Annotated in this window: 22 protein-coding genes and 1 pseudogene; 14 read left to right on the forward strand and 9 right to left on the reverse strand. The window is 61.0% G+C overall.

What is annotated here, in order from left to right:
* Positions 1-24: 24 nt before the first annotated feature.
* Complete coding sequence (locus ABD283_RS05620; protein WP_425552804.1) at positions 25-1,038, reverse strand: IS481 family transposase; 1,014 nt, start codon at positions 1,036-1,038, stop codon at positions 25-27.
* Between the two features lie 135 nt (positions 1,039-1,173).
* Between ABD283_RS05620 and ABD283_RS05625 the strand changes: the two genes are divergently transcribed.
* The 6 genes from ABD283_RS05625 to ABD283_RS05650 all read left to right on the forward strand — a co-directional run bounded on the left by ABD283_RS05625 (position 1,174) and on the right by ABD283_RS05650 (position 4,480).
* The gene (locus tag ABD283_RS05625; protein WP_344224012.1) at positions 1,174-1,929 is read left to right on the forward strand and encodes a DUF429 domain-containing protein; all 756 of its coding nucleotides are present in this window, start codon (positions 1,174-1,176) and stop codon (positions 1,927-1,929) included.
* 75 nt (positions 1,930-2,004) lie between these two features.
* Positions 2,005-2,616, forward strand: coding sequence for a DUF1349 domain-containing protein (locus ABD283_RS05630; protein WP_344224013.1), 612 nt, complete (start codon positions 2,005-2,007; stop codon positions 2,614-2,616).
* Between the two features lie 113 nt (positions 2,617-2,729).
* A complete protein-coding gene (locus ABD283_RS05635) occupies positions 2,730-3,179 on the forward strand; it encodes an AAA family ATPase (protein ID WP_344224014.1) in 450 nt (149 codons plus the stop codon).
* Between the two features lie 178 nt (positions 3,180-3,357).
* On the forward strand, positions 3,358-3,771 hold the full coding sequence (gene gvpO, locus ABD283_RS05640; RefSeq protein ID WP_344224015.1) for a gas vesicle protein GvpO: 414 nt from the start codon (positions 3,358-3,360) through the stop codon (positions 3,769-3,771).
* Positions 3,772-3,911: 140 nt separating this feature from the next.
* Entirely contained in the window at positions 3,912-4,139 is a 228-nt protein-coding gene (locus ABD283_RS05645; RefSeq protein WP_095797539.1) for a ribbon-helix-helix protein, read from the forward strand.
* Complete coding sequence (locus ABD283_RS05650) at positions 4,136-4,480, forward strand: type II toxin-antitoxin system PemK/MazF family toxin (RefSeq protein ID WP_095797538.1); 345 nt, start codon at positions 4,136-4,138, stop codon at positions 4,478-4,480. Before ABD283_RS05645 ends, ABD283_RS05650 begins: the two co-directional genes overlap by 4 nt.
* 70 nt (positions 4,481-4,550) lie before the next feature.
* On the opposite strand, the gene ABD283_RS05655 is transcribed toward ABD283_RS05650, so the two are convergent.
* Positions 4,551-4,790 carry a PspC domain-containing protein gene (locus ABD283_RS05655; RefSeq protein ID WP_095797537.1) on the reverse strand — a complete coding sequence of 80 codons (240 nt, stop codon included), beginning with the start codon at positions 4,788-4,790 and terminating at the stop codon, positions 4,551-4,553.
* Between the two features lie 208 nt (positions 4,791-4,998).
* Here ABD283_RS05655 and ABD283_RS05660 point away from each other — a divergent pair, with 208 nt between their 5' ends.
* Complete coding sequence (locus ABD283_RS05660) at positions 4,999-6,198, forward strand: winged helix-turn-helix domain-containing protein (protein ID WP_344224016.1); 1,200 nt, start codon at positions 4,999-5,001, stop codon at positions 6,196-6,198.
* Positions 6,199-6,213: 15 nt separating this feature from the next.
* On the forward strand, positions 6,214-7,074 hold the full coding sequence (locus ABD283_RS05665) for an Fpg/Nei family DNA glycosylase (RefSeq protein WP_344224017.1): 861 nt from the start codon (positions 6,214-6,216) through the stop codon (positions 7,072-7,074).
* Positions 7,075-7,139: 65 nt separating this feature from the next.
* Here ABD283_RS05665 and ABD283_RS05670 read toward each other — a convergent pair whose 3' ends face one another.
* Entirely contained in the window at positions 7,140-8,126 is a 987-nt protein-coding gene (locus ABD283_RS05670) for a GlxA family transcriptional regulator (RefSeq protein WP_344224018.1), read from the reverse strand.
* Positions 8,127-8,204: 78 nt separating this feature from the next.
* Between ABD283_RS05670 and ABD283_RS05675 the strand changes: the two genes are divergently transcribed.
* Both ABD283_RS05675 and ABD283_RS05680 read left to right on the forward strand, forming a co-directional pair.
* Positions 8,205-8,822: an isochorismatase family protein gene (locus ABD283_RS05675; protein WP_344224020.1), complete on the forward strand. Its 618-nt coding sequence runs from the start codon at positions 8,205-8,207 to the stop codon at positions 8,820-8,822.
* 59 nt (positions 8,823-8,881) lie between these two features.
* Positions 8,882-9,913, forward strand: coding sequence for an LLM class flavin-dependent oxidoreductase (locus ABD283_RS05680; RefSeq protein WP_344224022.1), 1,032 nt, complete (start codon positions 8,882-8,884; stop codon positions 9,911-9,913).
* Between the two features lie 19 nt (positions 9,914-9,932).
* Here the strand turns inward: ABD283_RS05680 and ABD283_RS05685 are convergent, their stop codons facing one another.
* The 3 genes and pseudogenes from ABD283_RS05685 to ABD283_RS05695 all read right to left on the reverse strand — a co-directional run bounded on the left by ABD283_RS05685 (position 9,933) and on the right by ABD283_RS05695 (position 11,090).
* The gene (locus ABD283_RS05685; RefSeq protein WP_173674296.1) at positions 9,933-10,142 is read right to left on the reverse strand and encodes a dodecin; all 210 of its coding nucleotides are present in this window, start codon (positions 10,140-10,142) and stop codon (positions 9,933-9,935) included.
* A gap of 223 nt (positions 10,143-10,365) precedes the next feature.
* Positions 10,366-10,746: pseudogene (gene arr / locus ABD283_RS05690) on the reverse strand (NAD(+)--rifampin ADP-ribosyltransferase); the annotation flags it as partial.
* A gap of 74 nt (positions 10,747-10,820) precedes the next feature.
* Complete coding sequence (locus ABD283_RS05695) at positions 10,821-11,090, reverse strand: hypothetical protein (protein ID WP_344224023.1); 270 nt, start codon at positions 11,088-11,090, stop codon at positions 10,821-10,823.
* A gap of 419 nt (positions 11,091-11,509) precedes the next feature.
* Between ABD283_RS05695 and ABD283_RS05700 the strand changes: the two genes are divergently transcribed.
* Complete coding sequence (locus tag ABD283_RS05700) at positions 11,510-12,235, forward strand: class I SAM-dependent methyltransferase (protein ID WP_344224024.1); 726 nt, start codon at positions 11,510-11,512, stop codon at positions 12,233-12,235.
* Between the two features lie 54 nt (positions 12,236-12,289).
* On the opposite strand, the gene ABD283_RS05705 is transcribed toward ABD283_RS05700, so the two are convergent.
* The 3 genes from ABD283_RS05705 to ABD283_RS05715 all read right to left on the reverse strand — a co-directional run bounded on the left by ABD283_RS05705 (position 12,290) and on the right by ABD283_RS05715 (position 14,402).
* Positions 12,290-12,646, reverse strand: coding sequence for a DUF2568 domain-containing protein (locus ABD283_RS05705; protein WP_143469955.1), 357 nt, complete (start codon positions 12,644-12,646; stop codon positions 12,290-12,292).
* A 109-nt stretch (positions 12,647-12,755) separates the two neighbouring features.
* On the reverse strand, positions 12,756-13,703 hold the full coding sequence (locus tag ABD283_RS05710; protein ID WP_344224025.1) for a zinc-binding dehydrogenase: 948 nt from the start codon (positions 13,701-13,703) through the stop codon (positions 12,756-12,758).
* A gap of 84 nt (positions 13,704-13,787) precedes the next feature.
* Positions 13,788-14,402, reverse strand: coding sequence for an NAD(P)-dependent oxidoreductase (locus tag ABD283_RS05715; RefSeq protein WP_344224026.1), 615 nt, complete (start codon positions 14,400-14,402; stop codon positions 13,788-13,790).
* A 178-nt stretch (positions 14,403-14,580) separates the two neighbouring features.
* Between ABD283_RS05715 and ABD283_RS05720 the strand changes: the two genes are divergently transcribed.
* The 3 genes from ABD283_RS05720 (at position 14,581) to ABD283_RS05730 (ending at position 15,451) form a co-directional block, all read left to right on the forward strand.
* On the forward strand, positions 14,581-14,778 hold the full coding sequence (locus tag ABD283_RS05720; RefSeq protein WP_095797587.1) for a type II toxin-antitoxin system VapB family antitoxin: 198 nt from the start codon (positions 14,581-14,583) through the stop codon (positions 14,776-14,778).
* Positions 14,775-15,146, forward strand: a complete 372-nt coding sequence (locus ABD283_RS05725; protein WP_344224028.1) for a type II toxin-antitoxin system VapC family toxin — start codon at positions 14,775-14,777, stop codon at positions 15,144-15,146. Before ABD283_RS05720 ends, ABD283_RS05725 begins: the two co-directional genes overlap by 4 nt.
* A gap of 158 nt (positions 15,147-15,304) precedes the next feature.
* Entirely contained in the window at positions 15,305-15,451 is a 147-nt protein-coding gene (locus ABD283_RS05730) for a hypothetical protein (RefSeq protein WP_158222920.1), read from the forward strand.
* Positions 15,452-15,528: the final 77 nt, after the last annotated feature.

Raw genomic sequence — 15,528 nt, forward strand, 5'->3', positions numbered from 1 at the left:
GAGGACCTCGACGTCTATCCCCAGCTACCCCGCACCACCGGCGCGCCCACACTCAACTCTGAAGAGCCGGTAATTGTAGTGATTGACCCAGACCGCCACCGCGGTGCGTCGGGCGTGTTCGCTGGTGTAGGTGCGGGTGTAGAGCACCTCATCGACCAGTAGCCGGTTGTAGCGTTCGACCTTCCCGTTGTGCCGGGGCGTGTAGGCGCGGATGCGCTGGTGGCGGGAGGCCAGGGCCTTCACGGTGCGGGTGAAGTCCGCGGCGCGATAGTTGGACCCATTGTCGGTGACCACCCGGCACAGTCTTTCGATGCCGTGGGCGGCGAAGAACGCTTTGGCCCGGGAGAAGAACCCGATGGTGGTGACCGCTTTCTCGTCCTCGGCGGCTTCGGTGTAGGCCAGGCGGGAGAACCCGTCGATGGCGGTGTGCAGGTAGGTGTAGCCGACCCTGGCCCCGGGTCCGCGCTTGGCCGCCTTCGCCTTGGTGGTGCCGCGGCCGTGGGTGCGCCACCCGCCGCCGTCGGGGATCTTGCCGACCTTTTTCACATCCAGGTGGATCATATGCCCGGGCCAGTACGCCCGAATCCTGGCCGGGGCGCTTCGGGCGTTGTCCCCGTCGGGGGTGAGATCCCGCAGCCGGGAGATCCCCAGCCGGGCCAGCCACCGGCCCACGGTGCGTAGGGCGATGATCACCGGAGCGTGGAAGAGCCCCGGGTCCTGGGCGGGGTCGTGGTCGTAGCCGCCGGCGGCCAGGTGGTGCCAGATCCGGCGCGCGGACCACTTGCGCCCCCGCTGCAGGGCTTCTATGCGTTCCACCACTTGCGGTGGTATCTGGGCCGGGGAGGTGGCCGGGGTCGAGGGGCGATCGGTTAGACCCTGCTCACCTTCGGCCAGATAGCGGGTCACCCAGGTGCTCACGGTGGGGCGCGAGACCCGGAACTCGGCGGCCACGTGGGCCTTGGGGATCCCGTCATCGAGGTGGCCCAACACCATGCGCAGCCGGCCGGTAGGGGTCAAGGGTGCATTACGGTGGGTCATGAACGGGCTCTTTCGTCTTGGACGGTCGCTGTAGCAACTTCCATCCTGGGCAAGGAGCCCGTTCCTCACCTCACCAACACACCCCTGACAAGAACCTCATGCCCCGCAACACCTAGTGGCGGCTACGTTGGCACCATGACCTTTATTGGAATCGACCTGGCCGCTGACGTAAAACGCACGGGTCTTGCGGTGCTTCGGGAAGGTGCCGGGAGCGTCGTCGTCGACGTGGTTCGAATAGGCGCGACCGACGAGGACCTGATTGATGCCATCAGGACGGCTGAGCGTGCAGGTGTCGATGTTCCGTTCGGTTGGCCCGAGGATTTCGTAAGCGTCATTGAGGCGCAAGCGAGGGGGACACTTGAGGCCCCGGCTAGTACAGGCTCGGAATGGCGGCGGGACCTGGCGCTGCGAGCTACGGATAAAGCTGTGCATCAGCGAACGGGGCTGACCCCGCTGAGCGTTTCAACGGATCGGATTGCCTATCCCGCGTTGCGGTGGGCGGGGATTGAGGCGAGGCTTCGGGGCTTGGGGACGAATGTATGTAGGGATGGTGCGGGCGTGGTGTGCGAGGTTTACCCCGCGGCTGCGTTGAAGTGTTGGGGCTTGGCTTACCGGGGTTACAAGGGAGTGAAGAATTCGGCACAGCGATCGGAACTGGTGGACTCGGTATCCGAAAAGCTTCCGTGGCTGGACTGGAATGGGCACAGAGGTCTCTGCGCGGCCGATGACAATGCGTTGGACGCGGTCATTGCTGCCCTAGTAGCGCGGGAAGTAGAGAGGGGCCGCTGTGAACCGTCTCCGATTGACCTCACAGAGAAAGCCAAACGAGAAGGTTGGATTTGGTTGCCGGGGGATGAGCCGTTTGCTCCAACTGCGAACGAGTGCCAATGAACCACGGTGCTGATTTCACCAACCAGGCATCTTTACGTGACCGACCGCATCAGTGGGCGGAGTACGGTCGATCGCATGAGTGACGTCATACCCACGCAATCCGCCTCGCGGGATATTCCTTGGGAGGCCGGACGATGGACGAATCGGCCAGTGTCGACCAAAGTGTCCAAGGACGGGACGCTCCATGTAACGGCGGCGGAAGGATCCGACGCTTGGCGGCACACGTCGTACGGTTTTGTTCATGACACCGAACATGCTCTGCTGGCGAGCTTTACTCCCAGGACTTCCATGGAGGTCGAGTTCGGTACTCCGTTCGAGGAGCAGTTCGACCGGGCAGGAGTTTTCGTTCGAGTCTCCGCGGAGCATTGGGGCAAAGCGGGAATCGAATTCACCGATGGCAATCCTCACATTGGTGCCGTGGTCACGAATGGTCGTTCCGATTGGTCGGCTACGCCCGTTCCGGGCTGGTCTGGCCAACCGGTGACCATGCGGATCAGTTGGGCCGACGACGCTCTCATCGTCCGCGCTCGCTGTTCGGACGGACCCTGGCAGCTTGTTCGCGTCGCGCCCTTTGATGCACGGGAAGGCGTCACGGCAGGGCCATTCGTGTGCGCGCCGACTCGCAGCGGGCTCGAGGTCCCCTTCCGACGTTGGAGCGTCGGCGAGGCGGACCGTTCGCTGCACTGAACGAAAACTCAGGGCTCCGTGGAGAGGCGGCAGCGCGACGTCGGCGTCGTCGTGAACGAAGTGTGGTCCATGGCCAGGCGGAGAGACTGGTGGGTTCGACTTATTGTGGGTGAATGACGCGGATTCTGGTGACCGGCATGTCAGGGGCCGGCAAGTCGACTCTTCTTGAGGAGCTGCGGCGCCGGGGGCACGACACGGTCGATACCGACTATGACGGTTGGACACTTCCAGACGGATCGTGGAACGAAGAGCGGATCTCGCGCCTTTTGGCAGAGCCGCACAATGTGGTGGTGTCTGGAACCGTGGAGAACCAGGTCAATTTCTATAATCGTTTTGATCAAGTAATTCTTTTGAGCGCACCGCTGGACATCCTTCTGGAGCGGGTGCGGACCCGCAGCAACAATCCCTATGGGAAATCAGCGCCTCAACAAGCTGAAATTCGGCACTATGTGGAAACGGTTGAACTGCTCTTGCGTAGAGGAGCCACGATTGAACTCGACGGTACTAGGGCAACTCAGGACCTGGCCGATGAGGTAGAACGGTTCATCGCAGTGCAGTCATGACGGAGAACTGCGTTCAATCACGTCAGCTGGAGTCCCCATCCTCCTGGTGCCGTGTCCCCAATCATGGTGTCATGGGCGCAAACACACACCAGTGAAGGTGCATGAAGCCAGGCAGCCAACGGATGCGATCCACTTCATGCGGAGCACCATCCATGTAGCGCACAAGGAGGCCGTAGAAATGGCCAAACACCGGCGCAAGTGGCGTCCCAGTTTGAAGAACGCTCATCGAAAGACGTCACAGCACTCGACGGACCTCGCCAGGCCAAACCGGTCGAACGTGCCAGAGGCGATCTCAACGGCGGTTCGAGAGGTGAGCCGAACCACCGGTCACGAAGCGAGCAAAGTCATTGAGCTGCAGCGCACTGGCGACGGCGGTTGGCTGATCGTCGTGGAGGCCATTCGCTCCACTGGTGTCTCGGGGATAAAGCCTGAGCAGTACGTCATCCGCTTGAGCAGCGAGGGCAGTATTCTTTCGTACGAATTGGTCGGACATGATTCGCCATCGCGCTCCGCCGAAGCCCCTCGGAGCGCTCTCCCCGTGGATCTAGGACTACGCGCTGAGCTGGACACGGACATCGCGATTTCGTTTTGAAGTATCAACGTGGTGAATCTGCGCCTACGAGGATCGATCCGTCCGCTGAGGAACAGAGGAAAGCGGTCTTAGTCGTCTTCCCGACTCCGTCTCTGAATCGAGGTATACCATTCTGTATACCTCAGCAACAGAATGTTTATATGAATACAACCATCAAGGTGAGCCCCGAGCTGCGGGATCGGATCAACCGTGATGCACAAGAGCGGGGCCTGACTGCGGCGGGTCTCATTGAGAAATTGCTGGATGCGCATGAGCGACGACAGCGCATGGAAGCCTTTGGCCGGGCGTTTAGAGCTGCGGATGCCACGTACTGGGATGAATATCGTGTCTGGGACGTGACGCTCGACGATGGTCAATCCGTTGGGTGAGTGAACTCCGGCGAGGAGACGTCGTGTGGATCGAACTCGATCAGGTGCGTGGGCGTGAACAGTCCGGACGCCGCTCGGCCCTTGTGGTGGCAAGTGATCTCTACCTTGAGCAGGCGGACACGCTGATGATCATCGTGCCAGCCACAACAACCGATCGGGGATGGCCAAACCATATCCCTGTGCGGGGCCCAGAACTTGGCCTGTCGCGAGCGACGTTCGCTATGACGGAGCAGCCTCGGACCGTCACTCGAGATCGCGTGGTTGGTCACATTGGCACTGTCGACGCGGAAACAATGCGAGAAGTCGATCAGTGGCTGCGTGACTTTCTTGCGCTTCCCTGAGGACATCGGACACATGAATTAGCCGATCAGTGGATATATCCACTGATCGGCTAATTGACTGCCGTATGCCCTACTTTCGCAGCGACTTCTCTAACGGAATGCTGCCGTCTTGCCACGGCAGAACTGCCCAAGCCAGCAGGTACACCGCGATACCAATGACCGGCAACAAGAAGGACAGCAGAATCAGCAGGCGGACCACCCACACGTTGACGCCGCACTTGGCGGCGATACCTCCGCCGATGCCAGCGACGAGTCGCTGGGGTCCACGTCGGAAGCCGAGATTACGCATGGTTTCAAATAGTGAGTTCATGCCCTCAACACTACGCACTCTCCGTTGCTGGGACAGTGGGGATAGCCCTAGGAACTTCCCGGATGCGCGTAGCCCTTTGCCGGCCGGGCGGTGAACGGCCCTCATTCGAATCGTCCGGCGGCAGGTCTGCATGTCGGAAGCACGCCATATGGTTGAGCTCATGAGCCGACCTGACCGGGGACCGGGCCAGAGCAGTCTCGACAGCGTCATGACAACGCTCGAAGCCCGCACGCCTCGCAGGATCAGTCTGCCGACGGCGCGGCGTATCGCGTTGGCTGCTCAGGGGTTTCTGGATTCCCGTCCCGCCCCGGGGAAGACCACGGCTCGACATCTGCAACGAGTCATCAACAGGGTGGGTGTGATCCAGATCGACTCGGTCAACGTGCTGACCCGAAGTCACTACCTGCCGTTCTTTTCGCGCCTGGGCAGTTATGACAGGACCAAGTTGGATCAGTTCACGGATCGCGAACCGCGGCGGCTGGTTGAGTACTGGGCGCACGAAGCAAGCATGATCCCGCCTTCCACCTGGCCCTTGCTGGGATTCCGGAGAGAGCGTGCCAAGCATGAAGCGTGGGGAGGCATGCGCCGCGTCCAACAAGAGCATCCTGAACTCGTCCAGGCAGTTCTGGCGGAAGTCAGCGCAAGAGCCCCGATAACAGCCAGGGAATGTGACGCGGCTATGACGGTGGACATTCCCCGCCGCGAGGGCGCCTGGGGCTGGAACTGGTCCGCCGTCAAGACCGCCCTCGAGTACCTTTTCTGGTCCGGCGACATCACGAGTGCAGGACGAAATGCGCAGTTCGAACGCACCTACGTGCTGCCAGAGCATCTTGGTCTGCCACGCGAGCCGGTGGATTCGGAGACCGCTCATCGCGAGTTGGTGCGTATCGCTGCCCGCGCCCACGGCATTGGGACGGCTCGGTGCCTGCGCGACTACTTCCGGCTGGGAGCTGCCGAAACCAACCGGGCTCTGGCAACGTTGGTGGCAGACGGAGAGCTGGAGATCGTGACGGTCCCTGGTTGGTCGGATCGCGTGTACCTGGACACCTCTGCGCGGATTCCGCGGAAGGCTCACGTGGAAGCTCTCCTGAGCCCTTTCGACTCGCTGATCTGGCAACGGGAGCGGACCGAAGCATTGTTCGGAATGCGTTACCGCCTGGAGATCTACACCCCGGCCCACCGCCGTATTCACGGATATTACGTGCTGCCTTTCATCTTCGGAGACCGTCTGGTGGCGCGGGTGGATCTGAAAGCAGACCGGGCCTTCGGCCGTCTCCTGGTGAAGCAGTGCACGTGGGAGCCCGATGCCCCGCCCGAGGCGCTGCCCGCCCTGCAGCATCATCTACAGTCGCTGGCGAACTGGCTGGGGTTAGATGACGTGGTCCATCACCCGTCGAGTGCCCAATAGACGGAGGATGGGAACATGCCTGAACTCCCCGAGCTTGACGCAGCCGTTGAACAACTCCGGGACCGCGTGGTGGGTCACCGGTTCCGCGAATTTCAGGTGGTTGCCTTCAGTGTCTTGAAAACTGCGGAGCCGCCCCACACCTCTCTGGCAGGGCGGAAGCTGACGGGTGTTTCGCGCCGTGGCAAATTCTTGCTGATGGAAGCGGAGGGGCGTCATGCCGTTGTGCACCTCGCCCTGGCGGGCTGGTTCAAGCTAGGGGAGGGCATGGCTTCTGGTAAGCCCCCGGCCAGGTCCGGTCCTCTGGCCGTGCGGTTGGATTTCGAGGGCGACGACGCCGCTCGCCTGGACTTCACGGAGCAAGGTAAACGTAAGAGCATGGCCCTCTGGATCACAGACAACCCCAACTCACTGGAACGGCTCCAGCGGCTGGGCCCCGAAGCCGACGCGGTGACCTTGGATGAGTTTGCCGAGACGCTCAGCGGGACAGCCTCGCGTCTGAAGACGATCCTCACGGATCAGACCGTCATGGCGGGGATCGGCAATGCGTGGTCGGATGAAATCTTGCACCGGGCCAAACTCTCGCCCTTCGCCGCAGCCAATAAGGTGAACGCCGAACAGGTCAGGACCCTCCACGCGGCACTGCAAGAGGTATTGACCGAAGCCAAAGCTGCTCTGACCAATGTGCCGCTGGATCGTATCAAGGCAACGAAAAAGTCGTTGTTCGGCGTCCACGATCGCGCGGGGCAGGCCTGCGCAGTGTGTGGTGGGACCGTGGCCGAAGTGTCCTACGTGGATCGCTCGATGCAGTACTGCCCCACATGCCAAACAGATGGCAAGAAACTCAGTGATCGCCGTATGGACCGGCTGCTCAAATAGCGATCTGCAAAACTACAGGCAGGGGTGCACAAATTCCCCACAGCGAACTCATCGCGCCCGCACACTTACGAACCCGTGAACCGCTTGCGATACGACGTCGGCGTGGTGCCGTAACTGGCCACGAAGCTCTGCCGAAACGTCACGGGATTGCCGAACCCACAGGCCCGGGCAATCCGGGCGACCGACCACGGCGTCGTCTCGAGCAGGGTACGTGCCTCGTCGAGCCGCCGTTCGGTGACCCATTTAGCTGGCGTCGTGCCTGTTGTTTCGCGGAAACGACGCGTGAAATTGCGTTTGCTCATCCGCGCCCGCTCCGCCAGTTCATCAACCGACAGCGACTGGTCGAGGTTGGCCAGCACCCAATCGACGACCTCGCTGATCGGCCCCTGACCCTGCTGAACAGGCAATGGGCGTTCGATGTACTGCGCTTGTCCACCCTCCCGGTGCGGGGCGATGACTAGGTGCCGCGCCACGCGCGCCGCCGCGGCTGTGCCGAGGCGCGTACGCACGATATGGAGACACGCATCCAAGGCCGATGCCGTTCCTGCCGAGGTCAGGACATCCTCGTGATCGATATACAGCGCGTCCGGCTCCACGACCACCTGCGGGAATCGTTCCGAGAACTGAGCGGCCCCCGCCCAGTGCGTCACCGCCGTCCGGCCATCCAACACCCCCGATGCCGCCACCGGGAACGCGCCGAGGCACAGCCCGGCAACATTTGCCCCGCGCTCGTGCGACGCGCGAATTAGCCCCGTGACGTCTGGCGACGGCGGGCAAAGGTCTGGTCGCCACGCAGGGAATACCAGCAGATCCGCCGACGCCGCCGCGTCCGGCCCCGCAAGATCGGCAAGTACCAGACCCTCGGCGGTTCGAACCGGCCGACCATCCTCACTCCACACGGTGACTGTCCAGTCTTCAGCGAGGCCCTGGCGCGATACCTCACCGAAAACCTCCAGCGGCACCGATGCATGAAACATCGTGATGCCCTCGAACACGTGCACCGCAATTTTCATTTTTGGCCCGATTCCATCGACAGTGTGCTCTTGTGCCACTCACGGTATCTCACGTCAGCCGGAATGATGATGGGTAGTGAATCTTCCGATCGCCCACTTTTAGCTAGGAGAATCTTCATGACCGCACCCCGCCGCGCACTGATCCTGGTCGATGTTCAGCAGGAGTACTTCGAGGGCCCGCTGGCCATCAAGTACCCGCCGAGCAGTGATTCTTTGGCCAATATTCTCCGTGCCGTGGATACAGCCGAGCAGGCTGGCATGCCGATTGCGGTCATTCAGCACGTGGCTCCCGAAGGGTTCCCTGTCTTCGCCGAAGGATCAAACGGGCAAGAGCTCCACCCGGACATCGCCGCACGACTCGGAAATACCTGGAAGCACGCGACCAAGTCTTTCGCGAGCATTTTCCCCGAAACCGACCTTGATGAGTGGGTTCGCGAGAACCAGATCGAGGCCATCACGTTGGTTGGATACATGACCAACAACTGCATTCTGGGCACCGCCGTGGACGCAGAGCCGCGCGGGTTGACCGTGGAGGTGTTGTCGGACGCAACGGGAGCCATTGCCTTGTCCAACGCCGCGGGTTCCGCCTCTGCTCAGCAGGTCCACGAGACCCTCATGGCGTTACTGAACTCGAACTTCGCCGTGGTGACCACGACCGATGTCTGGCAGAGCGCCGTCGTCGACGGAAGCGGACTCGAGGGCAGCAATCTGGTGGAATCCGCCATGAACGGCTGACCATAGACCGTCCAGAAAAGTCCCCTCAGCAACATCAGAACTACCAGAACGGAGTCCCCGTGGTTTCCCGAGTACCCCTGTCCGTTGTCGATTTCTCCAGTTTTTACGACAACGAGCGTCCCGCCGATGCGTTCCGACGCTCCGTGGCCATGGCGCAGAAAGCTGAGCAACTGGGGTATTCGAGGGTCTGGTATTCCGAGCACCACAACACGTCCTCGATCGCGTCTGCGGTGCCGTCCTTGGTAATTGCCCATGTGGCAGCCCATACATCGTCAATCCGACTGGGCGCGGGCGGCGTCATGCTGCCCAACCACTCTCCGTACGTGGTCGCGGAACAGTTCGGCACCCTTGAAGAGATGTATCCCGGTCGCATTGACCTGGGACTGGGGCGGGCGCCCGGAACTGATCGCACCACGCTGGCCCGCGCCCTACGCCGCCCGCTCAACGGAGCCGAGAATTTCCCGTCGGACATCGTGGAACTGATGCAGTATCTCAAGGGGGAATCCCCGTTCCCCGGTATCCAAGCTGTCCCCGGAAGAGGCACGAACGTACCGGTCTACATTCTGGGCTCGTCTCTGTACGGAGCGCAGCTGGCGGCAAAACTTGGGTTACCGTATTCGTTCGCATCGCATTTGTTTCCGCCGATGCTCGAACAAGCTGTTGCCGTGTATCGGGAAACGTTCGAGCCGTCGTCAGTGATGTCCGAACCGTATGTGATCGCGGCCCTCAACGTGACCGCCGCAGACACCGAGGACGAAGCGAAGCGGATCTACGAGGAAATGGTGCGTCAGCACATTTTGGCAATGCATTTCAACGGACGGTCGGCGAGCGACGGCGAGGTCGCCCAGCTGCTGGCCTCACCGGCCGGCCAGCACTACGCATCAATGCTCGATTATTACGGCGTGGGCACCGGCGATCAGGTTGCGGACTATCTGCAGCACTTCACCGAACGAGCACAGGCCGACGAGCTCATGCTCCTGGTCAAGGGCCCGACTACGGAATCTAACAATCGCTCTCTGGAGCTCATTGCTGAGTCATGGGGTTTGGACCCGGACAAGGCCGCGGGAGATCCCACGACCTGGCGGCGGTGACCAGTGCCGTGTTTCTGCGTCAGCCCTCGTGACGGAAGCCGACCTTGATGGTGACCTGCCAGTCTGCGACCTTGCCGTCCTTGATGTGGCCGCGAACCGACTGAACTTCGAACCAGTCCAGGTTGCGTAAGGACTTGGATGCTTCGGCCAGCGCGTTAGTGATCGCGGCGTCACTGCCCTCCGGGGAGGTGCCGACGATTTCGGTGATGTTGTACACGTTGTTGGACACGGTTCCTCCTGAAGCGGGGCTACTGTCGCTGGCCCGCGAATTGTCTTGCGTGTGATGCATGCCACACTATCGGACTGGCTTGGGCGGGCGTAGGAGGGGAGGACAAAGCCTCAGGGGAGGAAAGCGCGGAAAAACTGCCTCACACACGCTTGTTCCTCACACCACACTCGGTTTGCGTGGCGACTCCGCGTGGTCGTTCGTCAATGATCGTGTTCTTACAACGAGCCCGGAGGCCTGCCAGCCCGCCCATCATGGTCTGGAGCTGATCCGCAGTATGCCCGGTCCAGTTCCTCAGCTCCGACAGGATGCGAACGGCCCCCAAGCTTCGGTAGGAACGGGTGGGGTTACCAGGGAATCGTTTGTCGGTGACATGCGGATCATCTTCGATAGCTCCGGTCGGTTCCACAATGTAGATCCGTCCAGGCACAGGCCCGGCGGCCAGTTCGGTACCCTATGCCGCGGCGTCCAGAGTTTGAGTGATGTAGACGTGGCGCAATGTGCGGCTGCCCTCGAAGTCCGAGGCGTATCCAGGCGTCAGCAGCTCTCCCGGAACGAACCGGGCTTTGGTTCCATGCAGGTAGGGCCTTCCTGGTACATAGCAAATGGTGTTGGTTGAGCGGTCATGAGTGCACGCCTATCAGGAAAAAGTTGGTTCGAGGGCGACACATCATGAGGTTCTCAAGCCGCTTGGTTTCCATACCTTTGCCGGGCGGCCTCGCCTGATGTTCCCACCAAGCTACCTATCGCCGCCCACGACATCCCGGAGTTCCGGGCCTGTCGCACGGCCTCTTGAATGTGGCGCTGCGCCGCAGACTGTTCAGCGACGGCGGTGCGCAGTTCCAGAATCGCGTTCGCATTCAGCTCGTCATTCGAGTTTGGTTCGTAGGACTCGAACCGAGCTGCGAGTTCGTCCGCGTGAGCAAGGATCTCATCAGTAGTGCGGGGCATCTGGATCACCTTAAAAACTTTCTGCGTGCTGGCATCGCATGGATGATAACAATGTGGTCTACGCCCTGAACGTAGCCGATCTTCAATAGCGCCCCCGGAGGGCTTGCTCCAATGATCATTGTGAAACCGTCGCCAAGGTCCCAAGCGCGAATCGGATTCCGGTACGCATGAAGGATGTCATCCTTACTCCTCAAGTGCTTGAGGGCCGATGTGGCGATAAGCGGATCACCTGTCATTCCAAGTTACCTTGCGATATCCGCCGCGTCGAGGCATTGCCATTTAGGCCAGGACCGCTGCAACTAGCTCCAGACGTTTCGGTGAAGTAGGAATTGGAAAGTGCTCGAATGTTCATGTCCAAATAGTTTCGAACCATCAGGGGAAACGGAACAGTCATCGCTGCACTTGTGGACAATGGCACCATGCCCGACCCCATCTTCGACAACGCCCGACTAGCCGCCGTCCACGACGTCATCGAGGGTGACCGCAGCGACCTCGACCCCTACGTGGCCATGGTCGACGAGTTCGGCGCGTCACGCGTCGTGGACATCGGCTGCGGCACTGGCACGTTCGCAACGTTGCTCGCGAGTAGGGGAGTAGACGTGGTCGGCGTAGACCCTGCCGGAGCCTCCCTCGACATTGCCCGTCAGAAACCCCACGCGGACAACGTCACCTGGGTCCACGGCACCGCACCCGACGTATTGCCGCTCCAAGTCGACCTGGCGTTCATGACCGCCAACGTCGCCCAGGTTTTCCTCACCGACGAGGACTGGTTGGGCACCATTATCGCTGCCCATTCCGCTCTCCGCCCGGGCGGCCGCCTCATCTTCGAATCGCGCGATCCCGCTCGTCGCGCGTGGGAAAGGTGGATCCGCGACCAAACATATGAGGTTGTCAGCACGCCCCGCGATGGCGAGGTCGAAAACTGGGCGCACGTCATCCACGTCGACGGTGCCCTGGTCACCTTTGATTCGCCCACCATATTCCGCAACGACGGCGCTCGCATCGACTCCACGAGCACTCTCCGGTTCCGCAGCCGAGACGAACTCACCGCATCACTGGAAGATGCTGGATTCACCGTGGAGGCCATCCGAGATGCACCTGACCGCCCAGGCCGAGAACTCGTGTTTGTGGCGCGCAAGAACTAAAGAGCGCGGACTCCAGTGAGGCCGCGAGCGGCGTCGTAGTTCAACGACGCTGCGTCAGGGCGCTCCCTCGGTGCGATCGTCCATGAACTGGGCCGCCACAATTGCTGCCGTGGAACTGAGCGCGGTGATGATTCCGGGCCAGTGCGTGACTGACAAGAACAATGTACTCACGGCCACCCCGAGCACGGTGACCAGACCGAGGCGCGGCCACAAAGAAAGCCGCCACTTGGCGCGGGGAGCGGCCCAAATGGACCAGATAATGATGATCCCGACCAGAAGCACCGCGGCCGCGAGCAACCGGCCGGGTCCGCCGACGAGGGTCCAACCCGCCCACGCGGCGCAGCCCCACAGAATGACCTCGCCCAGAAAGGCCACGAGATGCCACGGGGTCATGTGCAGTTCATCGCTCACATAACAACAGTGACTGACTACCGGTGATGCCGAAAGGCCTATGCGAGGAAAGTGCACCCAGGATGCCTCCCGGGTGCACTTTCCTCACTTAACGCTGTGCGCTTCAGAGTCAGTCGGCGACCTTCGCCACCAATCGGCCCTCCGCGGTGCCGTCGATCAGCTGTTGGATGCCGTCCGCGATTTCCTCGAAATCAATCTCGCTGATGACCGGAGTGAGATCGCCGGAGGCCATGTACTTCATAGTCTCCAGGATGTCTTCCTTGCTACCGCCCTGCGAACCGACCAGTTCCTTGCGACCAAGGATGAGCGGGTAGATGTCGATGGTGGCTTCCAGCTTGCCCATGCCCACCTGGACCACGCGTCCTCCGCCAGACCACTTCACGACGTCCAGTGCTTCCTTGGTGGTCACGCCAAAGCCGGCGTAGTCGATGATCACGTCGAGCTCGTCGTCGGCGAACTCCGAGATGGACTTGGCCACCTTGACGGCTCCACCTTCACGGGCGCGGTCCCAGACCTTTTCGTTGATCTCCGCAACGTACACCTTGGCGCCGCGTAAGTGAGCAACTCGGGCGCCGATCTGACCGAGGCCACCGAAACCGATGATGCCAACCTTCATGCCGGCCTCTACACCGCCGGTGGTCAACGCGCCCACGGAGGTCATGCCGGCGTCGGTGGCGGCGGCTGCTTCAGCGAAGCTGACGCCTTCGGGCATGGGGATGAGTGCCTCGACCGAAACTTCCGCGCGGTCCTCCCACGCGCCGTTGACCATGTAGCCCATGAACTCGGCCATGGGGGTGACGGCAACCTTGTCACCGACTTTCCAGTCGGTAACGCCCTCGCCAACTTCGCCAATCACGCCGGCGGTCTCATGGCCCGGGACGACCGGAAGTTCCTTCATGTTGGCGAGCCACTTCTCGTCCTCCATGATGCCCACGTCGGAGTGGCACAACCCAGCGGCTTTCACGTCAATGACTACCTTGCCCGGCCCAGCGGTGGGCTCGGGAATCTCCACGCGCTCGAACGGCTTGTGGGTACCAACGAAATGCCATGCCCTCATGGTGTGCTCCTACTCGTCCTCGAATGTGAACACTTCCATTATATGAAAGTTCCGCGCGAATACAGGGCTGTGAGACCCTTTTCACTACCGGCTGCTCACGCCGATGGCCTTACCGAATGTGGACTGATCGGTCACCGCTGCGAGCATGTACGCGGCCAGATCCGCTCGCGGAATCGAGCCGCCCAGTTTGCCTTCCTGGTCAACTTCCAGAGCCTTGACCTCACCCGTCGCGGATTTGTCCGACAACCCCGACGGACGCACGATCGTCCAATCCAATCCGGACTTCTCAACAGCCGCTTCCTGCTCATTGTGATCGGCCAGCGGTTTGGCCAGCACGATTGGCGTGATCAGGTTAAGTGGCGCCGAGAGCTGCGACGCAGAGTTACCTGCACCCAGCGACGACTGTACGATCAGCCGACCCACGCCCGCCTCCTTCATCGCCGCAATCACGGTTTTCGTCACCTCGGCGCGCTGATGCTTGACGCCCTTGGCCCCACCCACGGTGACGACGACGGCGTCCGCGCCCGCAATTGCCTCACGCACTGCTGCAGGATCGGTCGCGCTGCCGACGACGCTCCGCACGTCCCCGGGCACATCACCGCTGCGGGACAAGACGGTGACCTCGTCCCCGGCTTGGAGTGCTGCTGCTCCCACGTGGGCCCCGGTGCCCTTCGAGCCGCCGATGATCGTGATTTTCATGGTGTCCTCTTTCCGCCAGTGGGTTTCATGCGTCTCCCCAATCTCTATCAAGCTGACCTGCAGGTTTTCCGGACGATTCAACGAAAACTTGATGCCCACGACCGTTGTCTCTGGGCCATCTCGGTGGCATCATATACAGCATCAGATGATGTAGGTCTCGGTGATCTTGGAGGATGTCATGCGCACCACGGTGAACATCGATGATGAACTGCTGGCTCAGGCCAGTGAGCTGACCGGGATCACTGAACGGTCGGTGCTCTTGCGTGATGGTTTGAAGACGCTTATCCGAGTTGAAAGCGCAAAACGACTTATTGCACTGGGGGGAAGCGATCCGGAGGCTACGGCTGCTCCGCGTCAACGCGGGCAAGCCGCATGATTCTGGTCGATACCTCGATTTGGATCGATCATCTTCATGGGTCAGAGCCAGTGATGCTGACCCTTCTCGAACAAAACCTAGTCGGCTACCACCCATTCGTTGTTCAGGAGTTGTCACTGGGATCGATCAGGAATCGAGATTCCGTACTTGGGATGATTGAAAACCTTGAACAGTTTCCAATGATGAGTCATTTCGAGACCATGACTTTGGTCCGCAGTGGGCAACTATGGGAGCGAGGATTAAGCGCGATTGATGTACATCTCCTCGGATCCGTGTCATTAGTTGGTGGAGCTAGGCTGTGGACGAGAGACAAACGGCTCCGCAAAGCGTGTGAAGACTTGGGCGTTGGCTATTTGGAACAAGCCTGAGGGGACGCAACCGCTACCGCGTGGCTGCTTCTCTGCACGATCATCACATCACGCTGCGACTTCATCCCACCTACAAATAACTGGTGCGAACATGTCACTTTCACCCTCACCACTCCGAACCTGCAAGACTTGAAGCTCTGCTGAACGAAGGGAAGACCATGGAAGACTCACCGAAGACCCAGCCCACCAACCCGCAGAAGGGGACTCCTTGGGGCCTCGTTCTGATCATGATCGGGTTCTTCTTGGCCACCGGACTGGTGATTGGCATTGGCGTTGTTTCGCTGGATCTTGGACTCGGCGGCTGATAGGCCTCACAACCTGAGGCCTTACAGGGCCGGAGCTGTCATTCCGGATTGCTGAGCACGCCAACGGCGGTACGTGA

Origin of the sequence: Kocuria atrinae (assembly GCF_039531425.1) — a bacterium.
In the GTDB taxonomy this organism is placed as follows: domain Bacteria; phylum Actinomycetota; class Actinomycetes; order Actinomycetales; family Micrococcaceae; genus Kocuria; species Kocuria atrinae.